This window comes from Burkholderia sp. Bp9090 (assembly GCF_003857985.1).
In the GTDB taxonomy this organism is placed as follows: domain Bacteria; phylum Pseudomonadota; class Gammaproteobacteria; order Burkholderiales; family Burkholderiaceae; genus Burkholderia.
In genome coordinates this window covers 16,286-39,938 of sequence record NZ_QTPV01000031.1, presented here as the reverse complement: position 1 = coordinate 39,938, position 23,653 = coordinate 16,286, and the positions used below count along the sequence as shown (strand labels likewise).

Annotated in this window: 20 protein-coding genes; 11 read left to right on the top strand and 9 right to left on the bottom strand. The window is 69.1% G+C overall.

What is annotated here, in order from left to right:
* Positions 1-367: 367 nt before the first annotated feature.
* Both DIE16_RS24700 and DIE16_RS24695 read right to left on the bottom strand, forming a co-directional pair.
* Positions 368-2,458, bottom strand: a complete 2,091-nt coding sequence (locus DIE16_RS24700) for a D-(-)-3-hydroxybutyrate oligomer hydrolase (RefSeq protein ID WP_124893581.1) — start codon at positions 2,456-2,458, stop codon at positions 368-370.
* Positions 2,459-2,699: 241 nt separating this feature from the next.
* Positions 2,700-3,065, bottom strand: a complete 366-nt coding sequence (locus tag DIE16_RS24695; RefSeq protein ID WP_044844127.1) for a BON domain-containing protein — start codon at positions 3,063-3,065, stop codon at positions 2,700-2,702.
* Positions 3,066-3,517: 452 nt separating this feature from the next.
* Between DIE16_RS24695 and DIE16_RS24690 the strand changes: the two genes are divergently transcribed.
* From DIE16_RS24690 to DIE16_RS24680, 3 genes are all read left to right on the top strand, one after another.
* The gene (locus tag DIE16_RS24690; protein ID WP_124893580.1) at positions 3,518-4,969 is read left to right on the top strand and encodes a TAXI family TRAP transporter solute-binding subunit; all 1,452 of its coding nucleotides are present in this window, start codon (positions 3,518-3,520) and stop codon (positions 4,967-4,969) included.
* Between the two features lie 107 nt (positions 4,970-5,076).
* Entirely contained in the window at positions 5,077-5,715 is a 639-nt protein-coding gene (locus tag DIE16_RS24685) for a 2-hydroxychromene-2-carboxylate isomerase (RefSeq protein ID WP_044844125.1), read from the top strand.
* 68 nt (positions 5,716-5,783) lie between these two features.
* On the top strand, positions 5,784-6,731 hold the full coding sequence (locus DIE16_RS24680) for a LysR family transcriptional regulator (protein WP_124893579.1): 948 nt from the start codon (positions 5,784-5,786) through the stop codon (positions 6,729-6,731).
* Positions 6,732-6,785: 54 nt separating this feature from the next.
* Here DIE16_RS24680 and DIE16_RS24675 read toward each other — a convergent pair whose 3' ends face one another.
* From DIE16_RS24675 to xdhA, 4 genes are all read right to left on the bottom strand, one after another.
* Positions 6,786-7,187: a polyketide cyclase gene (locus DIE16_RS24675; protein ID WP_044844123.1), complete on the bottom strand. Its 402-nt coding sequence runs from the start codon at positions 7,185-7,187 to the stop codon at positions 6,786-6,788.
* A gap of 97 nt (positions 7,188-7,284) precedes the next feature.
* Positions 7,285-7,902: a xanthine dehydrogenase accessory protein XdhC gene (gene xdhC / locus DIE16_RS24670; protein ID WP_124893578.1), complete on the bottom strand. Its 618-nt coding sequence runs from the start codon at positions 7,900-7,902 to the stop codon at positions 7,285-7,287.
* 1 nt (position 7,903) lies between these two features.
* Positions 7,904-10,267, bottom strand: coding sequence for a xanthine dehydrogenase molybdopterin binding subunit (gene xdhB / locus DIE16_RS24665; protein ID WP_124893577.1), 2,364 nt, complete (start codon positions 10,265-10,267; stop codon positions 7,904-7,906).
* Between the two features lie 18 nt (positions 10,268-10,285).
* A complete protein-coding gene (xdhA, locus tag DIE16_RS24660) occupies positions 10,286-11,830 on the bottom strand; it encodes a xanthine dehydrogenase small subunit (RefSeq protein WP_124893576.1) in 1,545 nt (514 codons plus the stop codon).
* Between the two features lie 348 nt (positions 11,831-12,178).
* Between xdhA and DIE16_RS24655 the strand changes: the two genes are divergently transcribed.
* A complete protein-coding gene (locus DIE16_RS24655) occupies positions 12,179-13,393 on the top strand; it encodes an MFS transporter (RefSeq protein ID WP_044844119.1) in 1,215 nt (404 codons plus the stop codon).
* Between the two features lie 27 nt (positions 13,394-13,420).
* On the opposite strand, the gene DIE16_RS24650 is transcribed toward DIE16_RS24655, so the two are convergent.
* Both DIE16_RS24650 and DIE16_RS24645 read right to left on the bottom strand, forming a co-directional pair.
* Positions 13,421-13,834 (bottom strand): RES family NAD+ phosphorylase, encoded by a 414-nt coding sequence (locus DIE16_RS24650; protein WP_260434441.1) that lies wholly within the window; start codon positions 13,832-13,834, stop codon positions 13,421-13,423.
* Positions 13,835-13,841: 7 nt separating this feature from the next.
* On the bottom strand, positions 13,842-14,732 hold the full coding sequence (locus tag DIE16_RS24645) for a DMT family transporter (protein WP_124488722.1): 891 nt from the start codon (positions 14,730-14,732) through the stop codon (positions 13,842-13,844).
* Between the two features lie 133 nt (positions 14,733-14,865).
* Between DIE16_RS24645 and DIE16_RS24640 the strand changes: the two genes are divergently transcribed.
* A complete protein-coding gene (locus tag DIE16_RS24640; RefSeq protein WP_124522823.1) occupies positions 14,866-15,801 on the top strand; it encodes an AraC family transcriptional regulator in 936 nt (311 codons plus the stop codon).
* Between the two features lie 66 nt (positions 15,802-15,867).
* Here the strand turns inward: DIE16_RS24640 and DIE16_RS24635 are convergent, their stop codons facing one another.
* Complete coding sequence (locus DIE16_RS24635; RefSeq protein WP_124488721.1) at positions 15,868-17,079, bottom strand: alanine--glyoxylate aminotransferase family protein; 1,212 nt, start codon at positions 17,077-17,079, stop codon at positions 15,868-15,870.
* Positions 17,080-17,313: 234 nt separating this feature from the next.
* Here DIE16_RS24635 and DIE16_RS24630 point away from each other — a divergent pair, with 234 nt between their 5' ends.
* The 6 genes from DIE16_RS24630 to DIE16_RS24605 all read left to right on the top strand — a co-directional run bounded on the left by DIE16_RS24630 (position 17,314) and on the right by DIE16_RS24605 (position 23,564).
* On the top strand, positions 17,314-17,559 hold the full coding sequence (locus DIE16_RS24630; RefSeq protein ID WP_124893575.1) for a hypothetical protein: 246 nt from the start codon (positions 17,314-17,316) through the stop codon (positions 17,557-17,559).
* A 273-nt stretch (positions 17,560-17,832) separates the two neighbouring features.
* A complete protein-coding gene (locus DIE16_RS24625; RefSeq protein ID WP_124893574.1) occupies positions 17,833-18,819 on the top strand; it encodes a LysR family transcriptional regulator in 987 nt (328 codons plus the stop codon).
* A gap of 30 nt (positions 18,820-18,849) precedes the next feature.
* Entirely contained in the window at positions 18,850-19,848 is a 999-nt protein-coding gene (locus DIE16_RS24620) for a 2-hydroxyacid dehydrogenase (RefSeq protein WP_124522820.1), read from the top strand.
* Positions 19,849-19,990: 142 nt separating this feature from the next.
* Positions 19,991-20,752, top strand: a complete 762-nt coding sequence (gene bluB / locus DIE16_RS24615) for a 5,6-dimethylbenzimidazole synthase (protein ID WP_124893573.1) — start codon at positions 19,991-19,993, stop codon at positions 20,750-20,752.
* Between the two features lie 343 nt (positions 20,753-21,095).
* A complete protein-coding gene (locus tag DIE16_RS24610) occupies positions 21,096-22,265 on the top strand; it encodes an MFS transporter (RefSeq protein ID WP_124488716.1) in 1,170 nt (389 codons plus the stop codon).
* 138 nt (positions 22,266-22,403) lie between these two features.
* Positions 22,404-23,564 (top strand): MFS transporter, encoded by a 1,161-nt coding sequence (locus tag DIE16_RS24605; RefSeq protein WP_124488715.1) that lies wholly within the window; start codon positions 22,404-22,406, stop codon positions 23,562-23,564.
* The last annotated feature ends 89 nt before the right edge of the window (positions 23,565-23,653 follow it).

Genomic DNA, 23,653 nt, shown 5'->3' with positions numbered 1-23,653 from the left:
GAAACCGCAAGCAAAAGCATCCCCTGCAAAGGCCGCCAGACAAGGCGCCTTCGCTTCGAACAGACGAACGATTCCCTCGACGAAATGCCGGTCAATCGCGAAAGGGCGACCAACCGCAACTCGAGCCGATTTAATAAAATCGAAAGGATCGATTAACTATACGGAAAGGAATATTGTCTTTACGGGAATTTATTAAATTAAGTTAAAATATCGGCGCATAATAGATTCCGGATTTTCCGCCGTAAAGCGATAATTTGTTACAGCGCATGCCATTCGGACCAAGGGCAATGCGGGACCGATTCCAGACGCTGAAAATAAAAAAGCCGGACGAGCGTCCGGCTTCCGTATCGCGGTGGGGCGGGTGCCGTCAGAGCGGCACATCGATCGCGCCCGCGCCGGCCGTGATCGCGTTCGCGCCGGGGGACGCCGAGATCGGCGGCAGGTTCGCGCTCGTCAGCGCCGGCGCGGCGCCCGGCGTGCCGCCGCGCGGCAGCGTGCGGACCACCTGTGACGGCGGCAGCGCGGCACCGTTCTTCAGGTGCCGCCACATCAGGTTCAGCGCCTGCAGGTTGTAGTAGTGGACCGGCACGAAGCGCGTGTCGAAGCCCGCGACGGGCAGGAACGCATCGAAGTGCTGCCCGTTCGTCACCTCGTAGAACACGAGCTGGCTGCGGCCGCCTTCACTGATGCCGTTCTGCGCGACGTACGCGCGCGACGCGTGATTCACGGGCACGAGCGCGTCGCTGCGGCCTTGCACGATGATCGCCGGCTTGCCCTGCAGGTTCGCGTTCACGCGCACCGCATCGACGTTCGCCGGCATGTCGAGCATCCCGTTGGTCCACAGCTGGCGCAGGCACAGCGCGCCCGCGAAACTCGCGTCGGGCGTCGCGAGCCGGTGGTCGACACCCGCGCCGGTGTTGAACACGAGATTGACGCCTGCCGTCGGCGGCACGCCGTTGCCGAGGCCGAACACGGCCGGCATCGGCGAGGCGGCGGGCGGCGCCACCGCGCCCGTCGCCGCATTGGTGGTCGCGAAGCTGAAATTGCACAGGTTGTCGGTCACGCGCGAGCGCGTGTACGCGTTCGCATAGGTGACCGCGATCGCCGGAATCGCCTGCGAATCCCACATCGGCGCCTGCAGCAGGTCGGAATCCGCGAGATAGCCGGCCGCGTGCAGTTGCGCGAGCGCGTCGGCGGCCTGGCTCTGCGTATCGGCCCCCGACACGAACCCGGCCGCGGCGAGCGTCGCGCAGCGCTGCGTGCGGATCGACTGCGTGGTGGCGGCCGGCAGCGCGCTCAGGTACGGCGCGCCCGCGAGCGACGACGACGCGGCCGCACACGGCTCCAGCAGGTTCGCGAGCGTCGCGTAGTCGGCCAGCGGCCGGCCGAACGACGGCACCGGCTGGCCGCCCTCGCGCACGACCGCGTTCGGCGCCATCCGCACGTTGACTTGCGGCTCGCCGACCACGACCGCGGTAATCCAGCGGCGCGTGTCCTGCTCGGCCGCCGCGAGCGCCGCGCCGCCGCCGTTGCTGACGGACGCGGCGATCGTCGTGATGTCGCCCGGGCGGTAGCGCACGCCGTGATGCGAGCCGTCGACGAGCGGCCCGAACTGTTCGTTGAGCGCCCAGTACGCGAATTCGACCGCCTGCAGCGTCGCGTGTCCCCAGTCCTGCTCCGGATTCTGTTGCGAATGCGCGTGCTTGAACGCGTAGCGATTCGGGAAGCGGCTGTTGAACGCGGCCAGGTCGCTGCTCGTCACATTGGCGGTAAAGAGACTCGCATTGCCGGCGAGCACCGCGTCGGCGAGCGTGCCGTCGATCAGCGTGATCGTGTCGGTGCCGAGCTCGTGCGCGCCGTTGCCGCCGCCCTTGTCGTTGTACGCGACCGCACAGCCGCGCTTGAGGCCCCACTCGCCGGCCGCCGAGATCGCGCCGTACACGCCGCGCGAACCGGACGACGTCGCGGTGACGATGCACGGCTGCGCGGGATCGAAGCTCGCGGGCACCTGCACGAGCAGCGTCACGTTCTTGCGGCCGCTGCCGTCGTCGGAATACGCGAGATATTCGGTGCCGGGAATCTTGCCTTCGCCGAGCGTGTCGTTGCCGTCGAGGTCGACGTTCGGTCCCCAGAAGCGGCCGTAGCCGCCGTTGGCGCTCATGTCGACGAGCGCGCGGTAGTTCGACCAGATCGCGAGCCGGCGCAGCTCGGCGCTCGTCGGCCGCGACGGATTCGCGAACGCCGGCGCGGTGGCGGTGGCGAGGCCCGTCTTGCCGAGACCGGCCGTCAGCAGGTCGTCGCCCGTACCGTCGTAGGCGGTGGTGCGCACGCTGCCGGACACGAACCCGGGCAGCCGGTTGCGTTCGGACGACTCGTCGCCGTTGCAGGCGCCGAGCAACGTGATCGCGACCAGCGCCGCGCCCCAAAGAATCCGACTGCCCCACCCGTGCGTTGTCATTGCCGCCCTCTCGATATCGTTATCGGTGCGCCGCTGCGTCGTGCGCGGCTCGCGGCCTGTCGGGAAAACGCCGGGCCGCCCAAGGTTTTCCGCCCCGAAGGAAGTTTCCTTGGGGGACGCCCGCTCCGGGGCCTGGCGCGAAGCGGCGGGCCCGGGGGGCATTCAAAAGTGCAAACGGGCCCCGGCACGCCGGGGCCCGCGTGAAAGCGGGCGCGCGGCGCTGGCGCGCCGCCGCCCGGCATCATTGCTGCTGAACCGTCAGCTTGTTCGTGACCGACGTCACGCCCTTCACGCCCTTCGCCGCCTCTTCCGCCTTGTCGATCTGTGCCTGGTCGGGCACCGTGCCCTCCAGCGAGATCGCGCCGCCCTTCGAGCGCACGACGATGTTCGCCACGTCGATGCCGCCTGCCTTCGTAATGGCCTTGCGCACCGCATAGCCGAGCTGGCGGTTGGCCTTCTTCGCGGTCTTGGCCGCCGCCTTCGGCGAGCTCGCTGCCGCGGCCGGCGCTTCGGTGGCCGCCGCATCGCTCGACTGCGCGTACACGCTGCCCGTCAGACAGGCCGCCACGGCCGCAACACCCAACGCTCTCAACACGATCGACTTCATGCTATCTCCTTGTAACTCCGGAACGGCCGTGCACAGTACGGCCGGATACCCCCAAAGGCAGCCGGCCCGCGCGCGAACGGGCGGGACGGCCGATGATTTCCACGGCGATGCGAGAGAGGCGACACGGGCCGGCGGCCGGCGCGCGCGAATGCGGGCCGGCCGGGCCGGACAGCCGCCGGCCGGGCGCGCCCGGTCTCATAACGTGCCGGGTCGTGCGCGAATCGGGCGCGGCTGCGTCGCACAATGTAATCCAGCGCCAGCCGAAGCGCAAAGCTTTTGACGCGTGGCCGCCCGCCATCCGCCCGCGCGCGCCCGTGTCCGCCGCCGCGCGACGGCGCCGGACTCGCGCACGCCGGGCGAAACCGGGTACCATCGCCGCCAGAACGCGCATCGCGTGCCTTGTCCGCGACGGCCGTCATCGCTGCGTCACGCCCGTGTCATCCGCCGACTCCATGAAGCCAGCCCGCCCCCGCCCGCCCCGCCGCATCCTCGCCCGCTTCGTCGCGGTGTCGTGGCGCGACCTCGCGCTGTCGATCGGCCCCACCGTGCTACTCGCGGTCGCGGCGGTCTGGTTCGCGGTCAAGCTGATCCAGCCGGCGCCGCCGTCCACGCTCGTGATTTCGTCCGGCCCGCCCGGCAGCACCTACTGGAACGCCGCGCAGAAATACAAGGCGATCCTCGCGAAGAACGGCGTCACGCTCGACGTCCAGTCATCCGAAGGATCCGCGCAGAACCTCGCGCGGCTGTCGAATCCGGACGCGCCGGTCGGCGTCGGCTTCGTGCAGAGCGGCATCGGCCCGAAGGAGCGCGATGAACACCTGGTCTCGCTCGGCAGCATCGGCTACGTGCCGCTCGCGATCATGTACCGCGGGCCGGTGGTCGCACGCCTGTCCGACTTCAAGGGCAAGCGGCTCGCGCTCGGCGCGGAAGGCAGCGGCGCGCGCGAATTGAGCCTGGCGCTGCTGAAGATGAACGGCATCGTGCCGGGCGGCTCGACCGAACTGCTGCCGACCGCCGGCGAGGACGCCGCGGCCGCGCTGCTCGACGGCAAGATCGACGCCGCGTTCCTGTCCGGCGACTCGACGCAGATCCCGGTGATGGCGAAGCTGTTCCGCGCGCCCGGCGTGCACGTGTACTCGTTCACGCAAGCCGAGGCCTACGCGCGGCGCTTTCCGTACCTGACCGCGATCACGCTGCCGATGGGCGTCTATGATCTCGGCCTCAACCTGCCGCCCGCCGACATCCACACGGTCGCGCCGACGATCGAGCTGGTCGCGCGCGATACGCTGCACCCCGCGCTGTCCGACCTGCTGATCGAGGCCGCGCGCGAAGTGCACGGCCACGCGACGATCCTGCAGCACGCGGGCGAATTCCCGTCGGCCGTCACGCGCGGCTTCCCGCTGTCCGACGACGCGGGGCGCTATTACAAGTCGGGCAAGTCGTTCCTGTACCGGCGGCTGCCGTTCTGGGTCGCGAGTCTCGTCGACCGGCTGCTCGTCGTCGTGGTGCCGCTGATCGTCGTGCTGATCCCCGGGTTGCGGCTGGTGCCGTCGCTGTACGGCTGGCGCGTGCGTTCGCGCATCTACCGCTGGTACGGCGCGCTGATCGCGCTCGAGCGCCGCGCGCTCGGCGAGCATACGGCCGAAGAGCGCGTCCAGCTGCTCGACGAACTCGACGATATCGAGGAAGCCGTGAACCGGATGAAGATGCCGCTTGCGTACGCGGGGCAGTTCTACGTGCTGCGCGAGCACATCGGCTTCGTGCGCGAGCGGCTCACCGCGCACGATCACGACGTCGCATCGGGCACGCCGGGCACACCCGGCGCCGGCGGCCGTGCAGCGGCGCGCGGCGGCGCCGCGGCGCCGGCCGGCGAGCCCCCCCGGGCGACTCCCGGTTCCGCATGAGCGGCCGATCCGCGATCATTGCTGCATCCGCGCGGTTGCATCCGCGCGCCGCAACGTAACATGAAGGCCGCCGCCAGGCGCGCACGCCCCACCCTCTGGAGATCGCCATGACAACCGGCCTCGACACTGCCCAGCCTGCCTGGTTCTTCGACTTCGTGTCGCCGTTCTCCTACCTGCTGCTCGAACAGCACGACAAGTGGCCCGACGTGCCGTTCGACCCCGTCGCCGTGTCGCTGCCCGACCTGCAGCGCCACTGGGGGCAGCGCCCGAGCGCCGACGTGCCGGCCAAGCGCGTGTTCACGTACCGCCACGCGCTGTTTCGCGCCGAACAGCTCGGCATCCGCTTCAAGATGCCGCCCGCGCATCCGTTCGACTCCGACAAGGTGCTGCGCCTCGCGATCGCGCTGCGCGCCGACATCGCGACCGTGCTGGAAATGTTCCGCTTCATCTGGCACGACGGCAACGATCCGTCGACGCCGGACGGGTTCGCGGCGCTGTGCGAGCGCGTCGGCGTCGGGCATGGCGACGAGCTGATCGAATTCGAGGAGACGAGCGCGCAGTTGCGCCGCAACACCGACGACGCGATCGCGCTCGGCGTGTTCGGCGTACCGACCTTCTGGATGAACCAGCAGCTGTTCTGGGGCGAGGACGCGCTGCCGATGGTGCTGTACTGCGCGCGCACGCCGAACTGGCTCGAGTCGCGCGAGGTCAAGCGGATCAGCGTGCTGCCGAAGGGGCGCACGTGATGGCCGGTATCACGCACGGCAACGTGCGGCTGCGGTAAGGTTACGCTTCTCCCGAACACCGCTCGCCGATGGAAGACGACGATCGTACCGCCTCGCTCGATATCTGGCTCGTGCGCGTATTGCGCACGCTGCTGCTCGAGCGCAGCGTCACGCAGGCCGCGCTGCGCCTGAACCAGACCCAGCCCGCGATCAGCACCGCGCTGCGCAAGCTGCGCGAGACGCTGAACGACCCGATTCTCGTGCGCGGCAAATCCGGGATGGTGCCGACCGAGTACGGCGCGTCGCTGCTCGGTGCCGCGTCGCGCGCGCTGCGCGAGGTCGACTTCATCGCGACGCCGCACGGCGACTTCGATCCATCGTCCGCGCGGCGCACGTTCCGCGTGGCCGCGCCCGACTACCTGAACGATTTCTTCATGCCGACGCTGATCGAGCGCTTTCGCGACGCGGCGCCGCATGCGCATCTGGAAATCGACTCATTGAATCCCGCGCTCGATCACGCGGAGGCGCTCGAATCGGGCGCGCTCGATCTCGTGATCGGCAACTGGCCGAAGCCCGACCCGCGGTTTGCGCGCCAGGACCTGTTCTCCGACACGATCGTGTGCCTGATGCGCGACGCGCATCCGCTCGCCCGCGAACCGCTCACGCGCGAAGCGTACGCGTCGGCCGCGCACGTCGCGCCGACGCCGTACACCGGCGACAAGCGCAACGCGATCGAGATCGGCCTCGCCCGCGCCCGTCTCACGCGACGGATCGTGACGACGCTGCCGTACTTCGGCATCGTGCCGCAGGTGCTGCTGCAGTCGGACCTGATCTTCACGACGACGCGCCGCTTCGCGACGCACTACGCGCAGCTGCTGCCGCTCGTCGTCGTCGCGCCGCCCGTGCCGTTCCCGCGCATCAAGAGCTACCTGCTCACGCACCCGCACCCCGATCGCCCGACCGACATCGCGTGGCTGTGTGCGCTGACGCAGAGCGTGTCCGACGAGCTGACGGCCGCACGCGGCCGCAAGCGCTGAAGCGGCGCTCAACCCGCGCGGAATCGCCCGCGCACGATCACGCGGCGCGGCCGCTCAGGCCGTGCAGAAGGTTTCCTGCAGATGGGTCCAGCGCACGACGCCTGCCGCGTCGCGCGCGAACACGGCGGTCGCGCGACGCGCGGGCAGTTCGCCCGACGCCGCCTGCTGCGCTTCGAGATAGGTGAGCACCGCATGCGACGCGTCTGCCGCGAGCACGCGGATGTCCGACAGTGTGATGCGCAGCCCCGGCTTCGCGCCGCCGAGCTTCGCGAACAGCGCGCGCGTGTCGTCGCGGTCGAACGCGCGACCGTCGGTCATGATCATCGTGAATTCGGCGGAGAAAGGCGCGAGCAGCGCATCGAGCGCCGCGGGTGAAGTATCGGCGCCGGACAGCCAGCGCTCGATGACGACGAGGCTCGCATCGAGCGCATCGAGATAGACCTGATGATCGGACATGGTACCTGCACGAAAGAACGCGCGGCCCGCTGCCGCGCGATCCGTGCAGTGTAGGCAAAAACGCGCGGACGTGGGTCGGGCGTGCCGCCCCTGATCGTTACCGCGCGCAACGCGCGTCGTCGCGCAAGCGCCCCGCCGCGGCCGCCTTCGCATCGGCCACCGGCATGCCCGAGCGGGCCTGCAGCAGTTCCGCGCAGACGGCCACCGCGATCGCACCGGGCGCCTTGTCGACGATGCCCGCGACGCCGATCGGACACACCATCTCGGTGAGCCGCGCCGGATCGACGCCGCGCGCGGCGAGCCGGCGCTCGAACTTCACGCGCTTGGTACGCGAACCGATCATCCCGAAGTACGCGAAGTCGCGCCGCCGCATGATCTGCGCGGCGAGCGAGAAGTCGAGCGCGTGGTTGTGCGTCATCACGAGGAAGTACGCGCCGGGCGGCGCCGCGTCGACGACGGCCTCGGGTATGTCGGTCGGCTCCGGCTGCACGTTCGGCGGACATTCGTCCGGGAACAGCTCGTCGCGCGTATCGACCCACTGCACGACGCACGGCAATGCGCCGAGCAGCGTGACGAGCGCATGGCCGACGTGCCCCGCGCCGAACAGCACGATGTGCATCGGCGCGGACGTACCGGTCGCGCGGTTGCGCTGGCCGGTACCCTGCGCGAATGCCGGGGTCGTCGCGGTGCGAAACGAACGTGCAGGCCCGTTCATCTCAACCTGCCTGACCGGCGCGCGCAGCACGCACCGCAGTGATCGCGCGCAGGATCGACTCGCCGGTGGCCGGCGCGTCGAGCGGCGGATTCACCCGGTAGTCGCCGACCGCCGCAATCGCGTCGCGCACCGCGAAGAACACCGAGAACGGCAGCAGCAGCGGCGGTTCGCCGACGGCCTTCGAACGATGGATGCTGTCCTCGACGTTGCGGTTCTGGAACAGCCGCACGTTGAATTCGGGCGGCGTGTCGTTGACCGTCGGGATCTTGTACGTGGACGGCGCATGCGTCATCAGCTTGCCGCCCTTGTTCCACCACAGCTCCTCGGTCGTGAGCCAACCCATTCCCTGGATGAACGCGCCTTCGACCTGGCCGATGTCGAGCGCCGGGTTCAGCGATGCGCCCACGTCGTGCAGCGCGTCGACGCGCAGCGTGCGCATCTCGCCCGTCAGCGTGTCGATCACGACCTCCGACACGGCCGCGCCGTACGAGTAGTAGTAGAACGGCCGGCCCTGCAGCTTCGACTGATCCCAGTACAGCTTCGGCGTCGCGTAGAAGCCGTCGGACCACAGCTGCACGCGCGCGAGATACGCCTTCGCGATCACCTCGCCGAACGGCACGCTCGCGCCGCCGATCCACACGAAGTCGTTGCCGAACTTCACGTCGGCCGCATCGACCTTGCCGTCGCCGAACTGCTTCGCCGCGAACGCCGCGAGGCGCCCGCGCAGCTGGCGCGCCGCGTCCTGCGCGGCCTTGCCGTTCAGGTCGGAGCCCGTCGACGCGGCCGTCGCGGACGTGTTCGCGACCTTGCTCGTGTCGGTCGCCGTCACGCGGATCCGGCCGAAGCGGATGCCGAGCTCGTGCGCGACGACCTGCGCGACCTTCGTGTTGAGCCCCTGCCCCATCTCCGTGCCGCCGTGGTTCACGAGCACCGAGCCGTCGGTGTAGATGTGCACCAGCGCGCCCGCCTGGTTGAAGTGCGTGACGTTGAACGCGATGCCGAACTTCACCGGCGTGAGCGCGATGCCCTTCTTCAGCACCGTGTTGCGTGCGTTGAATTCGCGCACGCCCGCGCGCCGCGCGCGGTAGTCGCTCGTCGACTCGAGTTCGCCGAGCAGTTCGTGCAGCACGTTGTCCTCGACCGTCTGCCCGTAAGGCGTCACGTTGCGCTCGGTCTTGCCGTACAGGTTCGCGTAGCGCACGTCGAGCGGATCGCGGCCGAGCGCGCGCGCGACGTCGTCGAGGATGTATTCGATTGCGAACGCGCCCTGCGGGCCGCCGAAGCCGCGGAACGCGGTGTTCGACTGCGTGTTGGTCTTGCCGCAGTAGCCGGCGATGTCGACGTCGCCGAGCCAGTACGCGTTGTCGAAGTGGCACACCGCGCGCGTCATCACCGGGCCCGACAGGTCCGCCGAGAAGCCGCAGCGCGACGTCATGTCGAGCGCGACGCCGTCGAGGCGGCCGTCGTCGTCGTAGCCGACGTCGAAGCGGTAATGGAAGTCGTGTCGCTTGCCGGTGATCATCATGTCGTCGTCGCGGTCCGGACGCAGCTTCACCGGGCACAGCAGCTTCCACGCGGCGAGCGCCGCGCAGCATGCGAACAGGCCCGACTGCGATTCCTTGCCGCCGAACCCGCCGCCCATCCGGCGGCATTCGACCAGCACGTTGTGCGACGCGACGCCGAGCACGTGCGCGACGAGGTGCTGCATCTCGCTCGGGTGCTGCGTCGAGCAGTACACGTGCATCCCGTCGTCGTCCTTCGGCACCGCGTACGCGATCTGCCCTTCCAGGTAGAACTGCTCCTGGCCGCCGAGCAGCATCTCGCCCGACTCGCGATGCGGCGCGGCGGCGAGCCGCGCGGCCGCGTCGCCGCGCGCGAGTTTCAGCGGCGGGATCACATAGGTTTCGGCCTGCCGCGCTTCCTGCGCGGTCAGGATCGCGGGCAGCTCCTCGTAGTCGACCTGCGCGCGGCGCGCGGCGAGCCGCGCGGTTTCGTGCGACGTCGCGACGACGATGAACATCGGCTGGCCGACGAACTGCACGATGCCTTTGGCGAGTACCGGATCGTCGTGGATGATCGGGCCGCAATCGTTGACGCCGGGGATGTCGTCGGCCGTGAACACGGCGACCACGCCGGGCGTCGCGCGCACCGCGTCGAAGTTCATCGACACGATCTTCGCGTGCGGCTTCGCGGACAACCCGAGCGCCGCATGCAGCGTGCCCGCGACGAGCGGGATGTCGTCGGTGTAGGTCGCGCGCCCGCTCACGTGCAGGTGCGCGGATTCGTGCGCGCGCGAGACGTGCACCTGCGCGGCGTCGGCCTGCGGGTCGAGGGTGTTCAGGAACGGTTCTGCTTGCTGGTTCATGTTCGGTGTTCTCCCTCGTCAGACGCGCGCCACGTCGTCGGCAACTTCGGCGGCCACTTCACGCACGTTCAGCGCCTGCGGCGGCAGCGGGTCGTGCGGGCGCGTCTCCAGCCAGAATCGGTACATCAGGTTCTTCGCGGTATCCAGGCGATACGCGCTCGTCGCACGCATGTCGGTGAGCGGCTGGTAGTCGCGCTCGAGCGCCTGCATCGCGGCCTGCGCGGTGGCTTCGTGCCACTGCGCGCCGTCGAGCAGGCTCTCCGTATGCGTCGCGCGCTTCGGCGTCGCGGCCATCCCGCCGAACGCGATGCGCGGCTCGCGGATCAGCTCGCCGTCCGCGATGAACGCGAACGCCGCGCACACCGCCGAAATGTCGGAGTCGAAGCGCTTCGACAGCTTGTAGGTGCGGAACTGCAGCTTCGCGCGCACGCCGGTGCGGGTCGGCACCTTCAGGCCGACGACGAATTCGTGCGGCGCCATGTCCTTTTGCTGATAGCCCGTGTAGAGCGCCTCGAGCGGCAGCTCGCGCACCGTGTCGCCGCCGCGCAGCACGACCCGCGCGCCGAGCGCGATCAGGCCCGGCATCGAGTCGCCGATCGGCGAGCCGTTCGCGACGTTGCCGCCGATCGTCCCCGCGTTGCGGATCGGCAGCGACGCGAAGCGCTTCCACATTTCGGTCAGTTCCGGATACGTGCCGGCGAGTGCCGCATAGCCGTCCTCGACCGTCACGCCCGCGCCGATCTCGATCCAGTCGTCGCCGTGCACGATTTGCTGCAGTTCAGCGATCTGGCCGACGTAGATCAGGTCGTCGAGGCGACGCATCTGCTTGGTGACCCACAGGCCGATGTCGGTGCTGCCGGCGAGCAGCCGTGCATCCGGGCGCTCGACCTTCAGCGCGGCCAGCGCGTCGAGCGTGCGCGGCGCGGCGAAGCGCGCGCCGTCGAGCGCCGTGTAGTCGAACGTGTCGTCACGCTTGAGCGACGCGAGCGTGCGCGCCAGCGCGGCCGTATCGACCGGTGCCGTCGGCGCCGGCGCACCGAACATCTGCACGGCCGCATCGACGATCGGGCGATAGCCGGTGCAGCGGCACAGGTTGCCGGTGAGCGCATCGGCGATCTCGGTGCGCGTCGGCACGTCCTTCGCCTTCGCGCACGTGCCGGCGCAGCCTTCATGGCCGTGCTTCTCGTACAGCGCCCACATCGACATCACGAAACCGGGCGTGCAGAACCCGCATTGCGAGCCGTGGCAATCGACCATCGCCTGCTGCACCGGATGCAGCGAACCGTCCGGCTGGCGCAGGTCTTCCACCGTCAACAGCGCCTTGCCGTCGAGCGTGGGCAGGAACTGGATGCAGGCATTGACGGCCTTGAACGCGACCGTACCCGTGTCGGTCAGCTCGCCGACGACGACCGTGCACGCGCCGCAGTCGCCTTCCGCGCAGCCTTCCTTGGTGCCGGTGCAGTGCGCATCCTCGCGCAGGTACTGCAGCACGGTGCGGGTGACGTCCGCGCCGCTGACTTCGCGGACCGCGTGACGATGGTAGAAGCGGATCGGCTCACTCATGTCTCTATCGTTCTTCCGGTGGGGGCAAGGCGGCCTGCGCGGGGCGCTCGACCGACGTTTCTCTGACAGTTTGCACGCTATCACCGTCAAATTCCGCAACCCATAGCCCATCACGCATGGGGCCCATATAACTGCCGCGATATGCGCGCCGCGGCCGCCCGGCAGGCGTCGGGCGCCTTGCCCGGCCTGGGTTCCGGCCTGCCCGCAGTGCCCCGTCGGCAATTCTCCGATGATGAAAATGGGTCGCGATTAACTAAATGGTACCTGCGTGAAAACCGGTTCCATGGGAAAATCCCGATTCCGTTTTTCGCCGCTTTCCGCTCCGTTTCGTCCATTCGATCCGACCCCATGTCAACCGATTCCGCCACACCGCCGCGCAGCGGGTTTGCCGTCACGCTGCAAATCGTGTCCGTCGTCTGTTTCACGTTCATCTGCTATCTGACCATCGGCCTGCCGCTCGCGGTGCTGCCGGGCTTCGTCCATGACGACCTCGGTTTTTCCGCGATCGTCGCGGGCGGCGCGATCAGCGTCCAGTATTTCGCGACGCTCGCGTCGCGCCCGCTCGCCGGGCGCTTCGCCGATACGCTCGGGCCGAAGCAGACGGTGCTGCGCGGGCTGATCGGCTGCGGCGTGTCGGGCGTGCTGCTGCTCGTCGCGCTGCTGCTGGCCCACTGGCCGGTCGCGAGCCTCGTGCTGCTGGTCGCGAGCCGGCTCGTGCTCGGCGTCGGCGAGAGCCTGTGCGGCACCGGTGCGATCCTGTGGGGCATCGGGCGGGTCGGCGTCGCGCACAACGCGAAGGTGATCTCGTGGAACGGCATCGCGACCTACGGGGCGCTCGCGCTCGGCGCGCCGGTCGGCGTCGCGATCGCGCACACGCTGAATCCGGCGCTGATCGGCGTGATCGTGATCGCGCTCGCCGCGATCGGCTTCTATCTCGCGCGCCTGATCGCTTCCGTGCCGCTCGTGCACGGCGAACGGATGTCGTATGCGAGCGTGTTTACGCGCGTACTGCCGCACGGCCTCGGCCTCGCGCTCGGCTCGGCCGGCTTCGGCTCGATCGCGACCTTCGTCACGCTGTACTACGCGGCGCGCCATTGGCCGAACGCCGCGCTGTCGCTGACCGTGTTCGGCACGCTGTTCATCGGCGCGCGACTGCTGTTCGCGAACACGATCAAGACTCACGGCGGCTTCCGCGTCGCGATCGTGTCGTTCGCGTTCGAATGCTCGGGCCTCTTGCTGCTGTGGCTCGCTCCCGTGCCGCACGTCGCGCTCGTCGGCGCCGCGCTGACCGGCTTCGGCTTCGCGCTGATCTTCCCGGCGCTCGGCGTCGAGGCCGTGGCGCTCGTCCCGCCGGCGAGCCGCGGCGCGGCGCTGTCCGCGTATTCGGTGTTTCTCGACCTGTCGCTCGGCATCACGGGCCCGCTCGCCGGCTATGTGGCCGGTGCGTTCGGTTATCCGCAGGTGTTCCTGTTCGCGGCGGTGGCCGCGGCGGCCGGCGTCGCGCTGTCGATGGTGCTGTACCAGCGGCAGGCGCGGCTCGCCGGGAGCGGCGCGGCGGCGTGAGTCGTGCTGCCGCGCGCGCAACGCCGTTCAACGCAGCAACACGTTGAAGTCGCGCAGCACGCGGACGGCTTGAGGATGACGCCGGAACGGAACGGCGTCCCGGAGCGAGAGCTTGGGTTCGGCACGATCGAAGAGCACGAGGGCTTCCGACGTGTTCAGATGGCGGGACATGTACAGGAACCCGTCGACCCGCCGCTGATGCCGGTGGACGGCCAGCGACCACTGCTGCGGAACGTCGTACGGCACGATCGTCGACAACGCACCGTCGCCGCCAAGGTTCTTCAGCGGCAAGCCATGCAGGACGGCCACGGCCAACGGCGCACCGTCGAATGAAAGCACGTAGCGATCGAGCTCGGTCGTGACGAGCGGGAAACCGCCCAGCACCAGATCGGCGACTTCGTCGTGCAGCACCGTCTCCGCGAATGCGCAAGAGTGCCTGATGCCCCGGTCAAGCCACGCGCAGGAACAACCGGCGCGTCAGGTCGAACGCAACAAGATTGCCGGCCAGCACGAGCAGCAGCCCGATCACCGCGAGCGGCGACCACTGGTAGCCCTCGAAGACCGTCGACACGGCCAGCGCGACGATCGGGAACAGCACCGTGCAGTACGCGGCGCGCTCCGGCCCGATCCGCCCGACGAGCGTCAGGTACGCGGTGAACCCGATCACCGAGCCCGGCACGGCCAGATAGACGAGCGCGCCGAGATAACGCGGGCTCGGGTCGATCATGAACGGCAGCCCGGCCACCGCACTGCCGACCGTCAGGATCGCCGCGCCGATCAGCATCGCCCAGCCGTTGGTCGCGAGCGGATGCAGCCCCATCGATTGCATCCGGCTCGACAGCAGGTTGCCGGCCGAGAAGCACATCGTGCCCGCGAACGCGATCGCGAGGCCCGTCCAGGTCGCGTGATCGTCGAGGTGGCCGGCCATCTGCTGCCAGAACAGGCAGGCGATGCCGGTCAGCCCGAGCAGCGCGCCGGCAATCGCGGACGGCCGCAGCGGGCGGCCCATGAACAGCCGGCCGTTGATCGAATTCAAGAGCGGCGCGGTCGAGAAGATCACCGCGACGAGGCCGCTCGGCACGACCTGCTCCGAGTAGTAGAAGCACAGGAAATTCAGGCAGAACAACGCGAAGCCCTGCGCGACGAGGTAGCGCCACGCCTCGCGCGGCGGACGCACCGGCCGGCGCATCACGCGCAGCAGCGCGAACAGCACGGCGGCCGCGAGCCAGAAGCGCCACGCGATCGACACGGGCGGCGGCACGGCGCCGAGCTGCCATTTGATCGCGATCCAGGTGGTGCCCCAGATCAGCACGGTGACGAAATAAAGCGACAGGTTCATGGCGGCAACGAAGCGAAACGAGTGAAACGGACTCAGACTGTGCCGCCGCCCCGCCCGCGCGGATTGTCCGGAATTGCGGTCTTTTTCGGGCGGCCGCACGGCGCGCCGCGCGCGCGCTTATACTCGTCGCACCATGAGTCCGCCCCTGTACGCCCCGCCCGCCGATCACGCCGCTGCCCTTGCCGGCGGTGCGATGCCGTTCGGCCTGCAGTCGGTGTGCCGCACGCTCGCCGAGGCGAACGCGACGCTCGAGCGCTTCACGTGGCTCGGCGATCATCTCGCGATCGCCGAATGGACGCGCATCACCGACGAAAGCGAGACGATCTACGAACAACCGGGCCACCACACGCTGTCGTGCTATCTCGACGGCGGCTACCGGACGGAGCGCGAACGCGTGCCGCGCTACGGCGCGCCGAGCCTGCTGTGCGCGCTGCCGGGGGACCATGAATCGCGCTGGTGGGTGCGCGGCGAGATGCACTTCATCCACCTCTACTTCCTGCCCGAGCACTTCACGCAACGCGCGATCCGCGAACTCGATCGCGAGCCGCGCGAGCTGAAGCTCGCCGACCGCACCTATTTCGAGGATGCGCGCGTCGCGGCGCAGTTCCGTTCGCTCGCGCTGGAGCGCTGGGACGATGCCGACGGGCGGCTGCGCGTGAACGAGGCCGCGCACGACGTATTGAGCCTGCTGCTGCGCGGCCAGAGCACGACGCGCACCGACGTGCCGTTCCGCGGCGGACTCGCGCCGGCCGTGCGCCGCCGCGTGCGCGACTACATCGACAGCTACCTGTCGCAACCGCTGACGCTCGGCGAACTGGCGGAGGTCGCCGCGCTGTCCGAATATCACTTCTCGCGGATGTTCCGGCTGTCGTTCGGCCGCGCGCCGCACGCGTGGGTGGCCGAGCAGCGGCTCGCGCGGGCGCGCCTGCTGCTGCGCACGACGGCGCTGCCGCTCGCGCAGGTCGCGGCCGAATGCGGCTACGCGAACGCCGGCCACTTCAGCCATCGCTTTCGCGACGCGCACGGCACGACGCCGAACGCGTACCGGCGCGCGATGCAGGGAGGCTGAGCCCCGCGCGCACCTTCAACGTGCCGGCTGGCGCAGCGCGCACCCGGCACGCATCACCGTCTCCGCTTACGCGCCCCGCTGCGACAGTTCCTGCTCGAGCGCGGCCACGCCGGCCGGCAGGTCCACCGGCACCTTCAGGTCGATCATCGTGCGGCCGAACGCGTGCAGCGTGCGGAACAGGTTGTGTTCGCGGCACTGTTCGCCCATCTGCCCGATCCGCACGATCGGCAGCCCGAACGAGCCCGAGATCTCGACCTGGTACTGCTTCGAGATATGGCCGCACACCATCCCGGGCGTCAGCCCTTCGGGCGTCTCGATCCCGACCACCGAGTTGAGCCGGCAGTCCTTCGGCGCATAGAGCGCGAGCCCCATCGCCTCGACGCCCGCCTGCAACGCGAGCGAGCAGCGCAGGTGGCGCGCGAAGCGGCTTTCGAGCGTCTCCGCGCAGACGAGCCGCAGCGCCTCGTGCAGCGCGAGCACGCCCGACACCGGCGCCGTGTAGTGGTAGCCCGCGTTGTGCCAGAAGTTCTCCGCGAGCGCCATGTCGAGGCACCAGTGCGCATTCGGTTCCGGACGCTGCTTCATCCGGTCCCACGCGGCGTCCGAGAACGCGATCAGCGATACGCCGGGAATCGACGACAGCCCCTTCTGGCCGCCCGTGATCACCGCATCGATGCCCCACGCGTCCATCTCGAGCGGCATCGTCGACAACGTGCACACCGCGTCGACGACGACCAGCGCGCCGGCCGCCTTCGCGAGCGCCGCGATGTCGCGCAGCTCGCGGTTCCACACGGTGTTCGACGTCTCGCCCTGCACGATCGTGACGATCTCGGGCCGCTCGCGCGCGATCGCGTCCGCGATCTCGTCGAGGCTCGCGACCGAGCGGTCGGCCACTTCAAGCGTGGCGACGTCGGCGCCGACGCGCGTGGCCATCTCGGCCATCCGCGCGCTGAAGAAGCCGTTGCGGATCGACAGCACGCGCGTGCCGCGCCACGCGAGGTTCGAGATCGCCATTTCCATCGCGGCGGAACCGGGGCCGGCGACGCCGAGCACCCACTTCGTGCGGGTCTGGAACACGTAGCGCGCCATCTCCTTCACCTGCTCGATGATCTTCGCCATCGTCGCGCCGAGGTGGTTGATCACGATCGTATTCGCCTTCGCGACGGCGGCCGGGATCGGGACCGGGCCGGCCCCCATCATCAGCAGCGGTTCTTCGGGCAGGATCGCGTCGAGCGGCACGACGACGGGACAGGGAATCGGCGAGTAATCGATGGACATGGCTGGTAAAAGAGGAACGGAGAAAACGCTCGGACGTCGTTCGCCGCACGGCACGGCGAACTGGTCGATCATTCCGCGTTCCGCGCCCGTGCGCAAGAGGCACGCGCGCCCGGACAGCGTGACGCTGGCCCGGTCGACGGACCGGGCCAGCCGGCCGCGCCCGCGCCGCACGACCGGGTTTCGTATTGCCGCGGCATTGCCGGCCGCATGCGAAACGGTTCCAACGGACGGTCGATGCCCGCGATTTTCTCCAGCAATATTGAGACGCGCATCCTGACGCCCGAGTTCAGCATGCCGCATGCATCTACCGGAATACCGGTCACCACGACAAAAATCGCGCGACTGGCATCGGCACACGAAAACCAGACCGGCACAAAAACATCCACTATCGCAGCATCTATTGGTGAGCGATTTCACCCATTACCGCACGACGTCGCATCCAGACCGCATCAACATATTGATTTATATGAGCAATATTAAAATACAAGGCGAACCTTCCGAATACACGCCGGACTAACCCAGGCGCATGCCAGCGCCGCCGATCCGTTAAATCGATACCCGCGATTTCGATTTTACGCAAGCCGCCCCTTTTCTCAGGTTGACGATATCGCTTCCGTAATGAACAATCGTCTGCAGAATCGAAAACCGATTTTTCGAGACGAACGAGACCCGGGGGTTGCGCGACGGTTTTCCAGGTCGTTTGACGAAAAATCCCAACCAAAATCAATCAACCGGGCCAGAAATTCGCGAGCCATGAACCAGATTCAGACCATGCGTGTGTTCGTCTGCGTCGCCGAGCAGCAGAGCTTCCGGCGCGCGGCGCACCATCTAGGCGTGTCCAACGCGCTCGTCACGCGCTCGATCGCGATGCTCGAGTCTCACCTGAACACGCGGTTGATCCACCGCACCACGCGCAACCTGTCGCTGACCGAGGCCGGCCTGCGCTACCTCGACGGCTGCCGTGCGCTGCTCGAGGAATTCGACCATCTCGAGGCATCCGTCGCGCACGCCGTGCGCGAGCCGGCCGGCACGCTGCGCGTCGTCGCGTCGGGCCTGCTGTCGCCGCTCGCGCTGACGCCGCTCGTCAGCCGTTTCCGGCACCGCTACCCCGAATTGCGCGTGCAGCTCACCGTCGCCGAGGGGCCGCTCGACGTGCTCGATTCGGGCTACGACGTCGGCATCGTGACCGGCAACCGGCTCGACGGCAACCCGACGCTGATCGGCCACGCGCTCACGCCGAACCCGTTCGTCGCCTGCGCGGCGCCCGCCTATCTCGAACGGCGCGGCGAGCCGCGCGCACCCGACGACCTGCCGGGCCACGACTGGGTCGCGCTCGCGCCGCACCAGCATGCGCCCGCGTGGCGGCTGGTCGGCCACGATGGCGTCACGCATTCGGTCACGGTGCGCCCGACCTGCACGGTCAACCAGCTGGCGCTCGTGCACGCTGCAACCGTCGCCGGGTCCGGCATCGCGGTACTGCCCGAGCCGAGCGTCGCCGACGCACTCGCCACCGGCACGCTGGTGCGGCTGTTGCCCGCTTACCGGATCGACGACCCGGACGCGCAGCTGTCGCTCGTCTACCCGAACCGCCAGTACGTGCCGGCCCGCACGCGCAGCTTCGTCGAGCATGCGCTCGAGCATTTCGGCGCGCAGACGGCCCGCGAGCGGACCGGCTACGGCTTCCTGCACACGCCCGATCGCGCCGAGATCGTCGCGGGCCGGCAGACGGGCCTGCAGTAAACTGCACGCGACAGCCATCGGAGGTGCAGCGTGCGCGTGATCCTGTTCAGCAGCCGGCAGTACGACGACGAATCGTTCACCGCCGCCAATCGGTCATTCGGTTATCGGCTGCACTTCCAGCCGTCGCACCTCGACGCGGAAACCGCGATCCTCGCGCACGGCTATGAGGTCGTCTGCCCGTTCGTCAACGACACCGTCGACGCGGCCGTGCTCGAACGGCTCGCCGACGGCGGCACGCGCCTGATCGCGCTGCGCTCGGCCGGCTTCAACCATGTCGACCTGGCGGCCGCCGAGCGGCTCGGCATCGCGGTCGTGCGGGTGCCCGCATATTCGCCGCATGCGGTCGCCGAACACGCGGTCGCGCTGATCCTCGCGCTCAACCGCCGGCTGCCGCGCGCGGTCGCACGCACGCGCGAAGGCGACTTCTCGCTGAACGGCCTGCTCGGCTTCGACCTGCACGGCAAGACCGTCGGCGTGATCGGCACGGGCCTGATCGGCCGCGTGTTCGCGAAGATCATGATGGGCTTCGGGATGCATGTGCTCGCACACTCGATGCCGCCGTACGACGAGGAGCTGATCGCGTACGGCGCGCGCTACGTCGAGCTGGACGAACTGCTGCACCATGCCGACATCATCAGCCTGCACTGCCCGCTGCTGCCGTCGACGCACCATCTGATCAACGCGCAGACGCTCGCGCGGATGAAGCACGGCGCGATGCTGATCAATACCGGCCGCGGCGGCCTGGTCGATGCGCCGGCGCTGATCGACGCGCTCAAGAGCGGCCAGCTCGGCCATCTCGGGCTCGATGTCTACGAGGAGGAAAGCGGCCTCTTCTTCGAAGATCACTCCGACCTGCCGCTGCAGGACGACGTGCTCGCGCGCCTGCTGACGTTCCCGAACGTGATCGTCACGTCGCACCAGGCGTTCTTCACGCGCGAGGCGCTCGCCGAGATCGCGCACACGACGCTGCTGAACATCGAGGCGTGGCACGCCGGCACGCCGACCAACGTCGTCACGACGGGGCGCTGAGCCACGTCGTTCCGCACGGCGTTGGCGGAGCGCCTGAGCGCACGCGATCCATCAACGATTCGTCAATTTATTTCGACTGATGTAACGCTGCGCGCGCGGCGTCTGCTATCGTTGCGCCGACCTCCCCCTGCTTCTGCCGCTCATGCGTTTCGACGACTCCGCCATTGCCGCGGTCTACCGCGCCATCTTCGAACGGCGCGACATGCGCCACTTCACGCCGGCGCCCGTCGATCCGGCCACGCTCGCGCGGCTGCTGCGCGCCGCGCATCACGCGCCGAGCGTCGGCTTCATGCAGCCGTGGCGCTTCATCCGCATCACCGATCCCGCGCTGCGCACCGCGATCCATGCGCTGGTCGAGGCCGAGCGCCGCGCGACCGCCGACGCGCTCGGCGAGCGGCAGGACGAATTCATGCGGCTGAAGGTCGAAGGCGTGCGCGAATGCGGCGAACTGCTGGTCGTCGCGCTGACCGACGACCGCGAGCGCCACGTGTTCGGCCGCCGCACGCTGCCGGAGATGGACCTCGCGTCGGCCGCCTGCGCGATCCAGAACATGTGGCTCGCCGCGCGCGCCGAAGGGCTCGGGATGGGCTGGGTGTCGCTGTTCGATGTCGACGCGCTGCGCACGTTGCTCGGCATGCCGGCCGGCGCGAAGCCGATCGCCGTGCTGTGCGTCGGGCACGTCGACGCGTTTTATGCGAAGCCGATGCTCGAGGAAGAGCGGTGGGCCGCGCGGATGCCGATCGAGGCGTGCCTGTTCGAAAACGGCTGGGATGCGTCGGCGGCCGGGGTCGCCGATGGCAACGCAGCATCCGGCGCGACCGGCGGATCATCGCCGTCGCCCGAGGTTGCCGCAGCGGACGACCGCTCCGGCTCGACACCCGCCGGCGCCGTGTCCGACCGCTGACGGGATGCACGAGGCACGGAACGGCCGCTTCGCCGGTCTTGCTCCGACCCGATATTACGCCTCGCTCTCGCTCTCGCTCTCGCTCTCGCCTTGCCTTGCCTTGCCTTGCTTTGCTTTGCCACCGCGCCGCCACCGAGCGCCGAGCACTGAGCACTGAGCACCGCCAAATCCCACACTTTGGGCGCACCCTGGCCGTCACCCGTCGCACGCCGGCAACAACCATTTTGACCCCGAGCATAGGGGTTTTCACTGAAGTAGAATCGCGGCTGATATCTCCTCGCCCCGCCCCTTCCGCGCATGCCGCGCCGATCTCGGGCCGCGGCCTTTTCCGTAGCCCACCGCGATGCCATTACCTCTTTTCGCCCTTGCCGTCGCCGCATTTGGAATCGGTACCACTGAGTTCGTGATCATGGGGCTGCTGCCCAACGTCGCCCGCGACCTCGGCGTATCGATCCCGGCCGCCGGGATGCTCGTGTCGGGCTACGCGCTCGGCGTGACGATCGGCGCGCCAATCCTCGCGATCGTCACCGCGAAGATGCCGCGCAAGCGCGCGCTGATGGGCCTGATCGGGCTGTTCATCGCGGGCAACCTGTTCTGCGCGATCGCGCCCGGCTATGCGGTGCTGATGGCCGCGCGGGTCGTCACGGCGTTCTGCCACGGCGCGTTCTTCGGGATCGGCTCGGTGGTCGCGAGCAACCTCGTCGCGCCGAACCGCCGCGCGCAGGCGATCGCGCTGATGTTCACCGGCCTCACGCTCGCGAACGTGCTCGGCGTGCCGCTCGGCACCGCGCTCGGCCAGGCGTACGGCTGGCGCGCGACGTTCTGGGCCGTCACCGGCATCGGCATCGCCGCGGCTGCCGCGCTCGCGGTGTGCCTGCCGAAGCACCTCGCGATGCCCGACAGCAGCATCACGCGCGAATTCAGCGTGCTGAAGCACCCGCAGGTGCTGATGGTGCTCGGCATCAGCGTGCTCGCGTCGGCGAGCCTGTTCAGCGTGTTCACGTACATCACGCCGATCCTCGAGGACGTGACGGGCTTCTCGCCGCGCCAGGTCACCTACGTGCTGCTGCTGTTCGGTCTCGGCCTGACCGTCGGCGGCACGCTCGGCGGCAAGCTCGCCGACTGGCGCCGGATGCCGTCGCTGATCGCGACGCTCGCGCTGATCGGCATCGTCCTCGCGCTGTTCGCAGGCACGATGCACCTGCCGTTCGCGGCACTCGCGACGATCTTCGTCTGGGGCATCCTCGCGTTCGCGATCGTGCCGCCGCTGCAGATCCTGATCGTCGATCGCGCGAGCGACGCGCCGAACCTCGCGTCGACGCTGAACCAGGGCGCGTTCAACCTCGGCAACGCGACGGGCGCCTGGCTCGGCGGGATGGCGATCGGATCCGGCGTGTCGCTCGTGAACCTGCCGTGGGTCGGTGCAGCGATGGCGGTCGCCGCACTCGCGCTCACGCTGTGGTCGGCGTCGCTCGAACGCCGCCCGGTGAGCGGGCCGACCGGATACGTATGACGCGTGCGCGGCGGCGACGCGCGGCGGCACGGCGCGCGTCCGCGCCCGCGCGCCGCCGCGATCGTTGCGCACGCAACCCCATTCGATCCTGACGGCCTTCATGGACCTTTCAGGGGCCACGGTGTAGCATCGCGGCCGATGAAAGCCATTCTCAATCGTGATTTCCTCGCGCTGATCCTCAGCGTCGCGGTGGTCGGTCTCGGCACCGGCGCCACGATGCCCCTCACCGCGCTCGCCTTGACCGAAGCCGGACACGGCACCAACGTCGTCGGCATGCTGACGGCCGCGCAGGCCCTGGGCGGTCTCGCGATCGTCCCGTTCGTCACCGCACTCGCACGGCGCATCGGCGCGCGCCGCGCGATCGTCGTGTCGGTCGTGCTGCTCGCCGCGGCCACCGCGCTGATGCAGTTCACGTCGAACCTGATCGTGTGGGGCGCGCTGCGCGTGCTGTGCGGCGCGGCGCTGATGCTGCTGTTCACGATCGGCGAGGCATGGGTCAACCAGCTCGCCGACGACTCGACACGCGGCCGCGTGGTCGCGATCTACGCGACCAATTTCACGCTGTTCCAGATGGCGGGCCCGGTGCTCGTCAGCCAGATCGCCGGCGCGACGCGCATCCGCTTCGCGCTGTGCGGCGCGCTGTTCCTGCTCGCGCTGCCGGCGCTCGCGACGATCCGGCGCGCGCCGCTCGCCGGCGACGACGCACATCACGCAGCGCACGACAGCTGGTTCGCCGTGCTGCCGCGCATGCCCGCGCTGATCATCGGCACGGGCTTCTTCGCTCTGTTCGATACGCTCGCGCTGTCGCTGCTGCCGCTCTATGCGATGGATCACGGCGTCGCGAGCGCGACCGCCGTGCTGCTCGCGTCGATCATGCTGTTCGGCGACACCGCGATGCAGTTCCCGATCGGCTGGCTCGCGGACAAGCTCGGCCGCGAACGCGTGCACCTCGGCGCCGGCTGGATCGTGCTCGCAGGCCTGCCGCTGCTGCCGTTCGTGATCGCGAACCCGTGGTTATGCTGGCCGCTGCTGTTCGTGCTGGGCGCGGCGGCCGGCAGCATCTACACGCTGTCGCTCGTCGCGTGCGGCGAACGCTTTCGCGGCGCGGCGCTCGTCACCGCGAGCTCGCTCGTGTCGGCGTCGTGGAGCGCCGCAAGCTTCGGCGGTCCGCTGGTCGCCGGCGCATTGATGGAGCAACTCGGCAGCAACGCGCTGATCGGCGTGCTGGTCGTCTGCGTCGCCGCGTTCGTCGCGGCAGCGCTGTGGGAACGACGCGCCGCGTTGCAGCGCGCGGTCTGACGGGCGCACACGCGCCACACCCCGCCGACAAAACGAAAACGGCCCACTTAATGCGGGCCGCCCTGTCCTTCCGGACTACGCGCTACGTG

What these genes read in the sequence shown, in the direction of transcription:
- DIE16_RS24700 (WP_124893581.1), bottom strand. Translation starts at nt 2,458, where the DNA reads ATGACAACGCACGGGTGGGGCAGTCGGATTCTTTGGGGCGCGGCGCTG.
- DIE16_RS24695 (WP_044844127.1), bottom strand. Translation starts at nt 3,065, where the DNA reads ATGAAGTCGATCGTGTTGAGAGCGTTGGGTGTTGCGGCCGTGGCGGCC.
- DIE16_RS24690 (WP_124893580.1), top strand. Translation starts at nt 3,518, where the DNA reads ATGAAGCCAGCCCGCCCCCGCCCGCCCCGCCGCATCCTCGCCCGCTTC.
- DIE16_RS24685 (WP_044844125.1), top strand. Translation starts at nt 5,077, where the DNA reads ATGACAACCGGCCTCGACACTGCCCAGCCTGCCTGGTTCTTCGACTTC.
- DIE16_RS24680 (WP_124893579.1), top strand. Translation starts at nt 5,784, where the DNA reads ATGGAAGACGACGATCGTACCGCCTCGCTCGATATCTGGCTCGTGCGC.
- DIE16_RS24675 (WP_044844123.1), bottom strand. Translation starts at nt 7,187, where the DNA reads ATGTCCGATCATCAGGTCTATCTCGATGCGCTCGATGCGAGCCTCGTC.
- xdhC (WP_124893578.1), bottom strand. Translation starts at nt 7,902, where the DNA reads ATGAACGGGCCTGCACGTTCGTTTCGCACCGCGACGACCCCGGCATTC.
- xdhB (WP_124893577.1), bottom strand. Translation starts at nt 10,267, where the DNA reads ATGAACCAGCAAGCAGAACCGTTCCTGAACACCCTCGACCCGCAGGCC.
- xdhA (WP_124893576.1), bottom strand. Translation starts at nt 11,830, where the DNA reads ATGAGTGAGCCGATCCGCTTCTACCATCGTCACGCGGTCCGCGAAGTC.
- DIE16_RS24655 (WP_044844119.1), top strand. Translation starts at nt 12,179, where the DNA reads ATGTCAACCGATTCCGCCACACCGCCGCGCAGCGGGTTTGCCGTCACG.
- DIE16_RS24645 (WP_124488722.1), bottom strand. Translation starts at nt 14,732, where the DNA reads ATGAACCTGTCGCTTTATTTCGTCACCGTGCTGATCTGGGGCACCACC.
- DIE16_RS24640 (WP_124522823.1), top strand. Translation starts at nt 14,866, where the DNA reads ATGAGTCCGCCCCTGTACGCCCCGCCCGCCGATCACGCCGCTGCCCTT.
- DIE16_RS24635 (WP_124488721.1), bottom strand. Translation starts at nt 17,079, where the DNA reads ATGTCCATCGATTACTCGCCGATTCCCTGTCCCGTCGTCGTGCCGCTC.
- DIE16_RS24630 (WP_124893575.1), top strand. Translation starts at nt 17,314, where the DNA reads ATGCCCGCGATTTTCTCCAGCAATATTGAGACGCGCATCCTGACGCCC.
- DIE16_RS24625 (WP_124893574.1), top strand. Translation starts at nt 17,833, where the DNA reads ATGAACCAGATTCAGACCATGCGTGTGTTCGTCTGCGTCGCCGAGCAG.
- bluB (WP_124893573.1), top strand. Translation starts at nt 19,991, where the DNA reads ATGCGTTTCGACGACTCCGCCATTGCCGCGGTCTACCGCGCCATCTTC.
- DIE16_RS24610 (WP_124488716.1), top strand. Translation starts at nt 21,096, where the DNA reads ATGCCATTACCTCTTTTCGCCCTTGCCGTCGCCGCATTTGGAATCGGT.
- DIE16_RS24605 (WP_124488715.1), top strand. Translation starts at nt 22,404, where the DNA reads ATGAAAGCCATTCTCAATCGTGATTTCCTCGCGCTGATCCTCAGCGTC.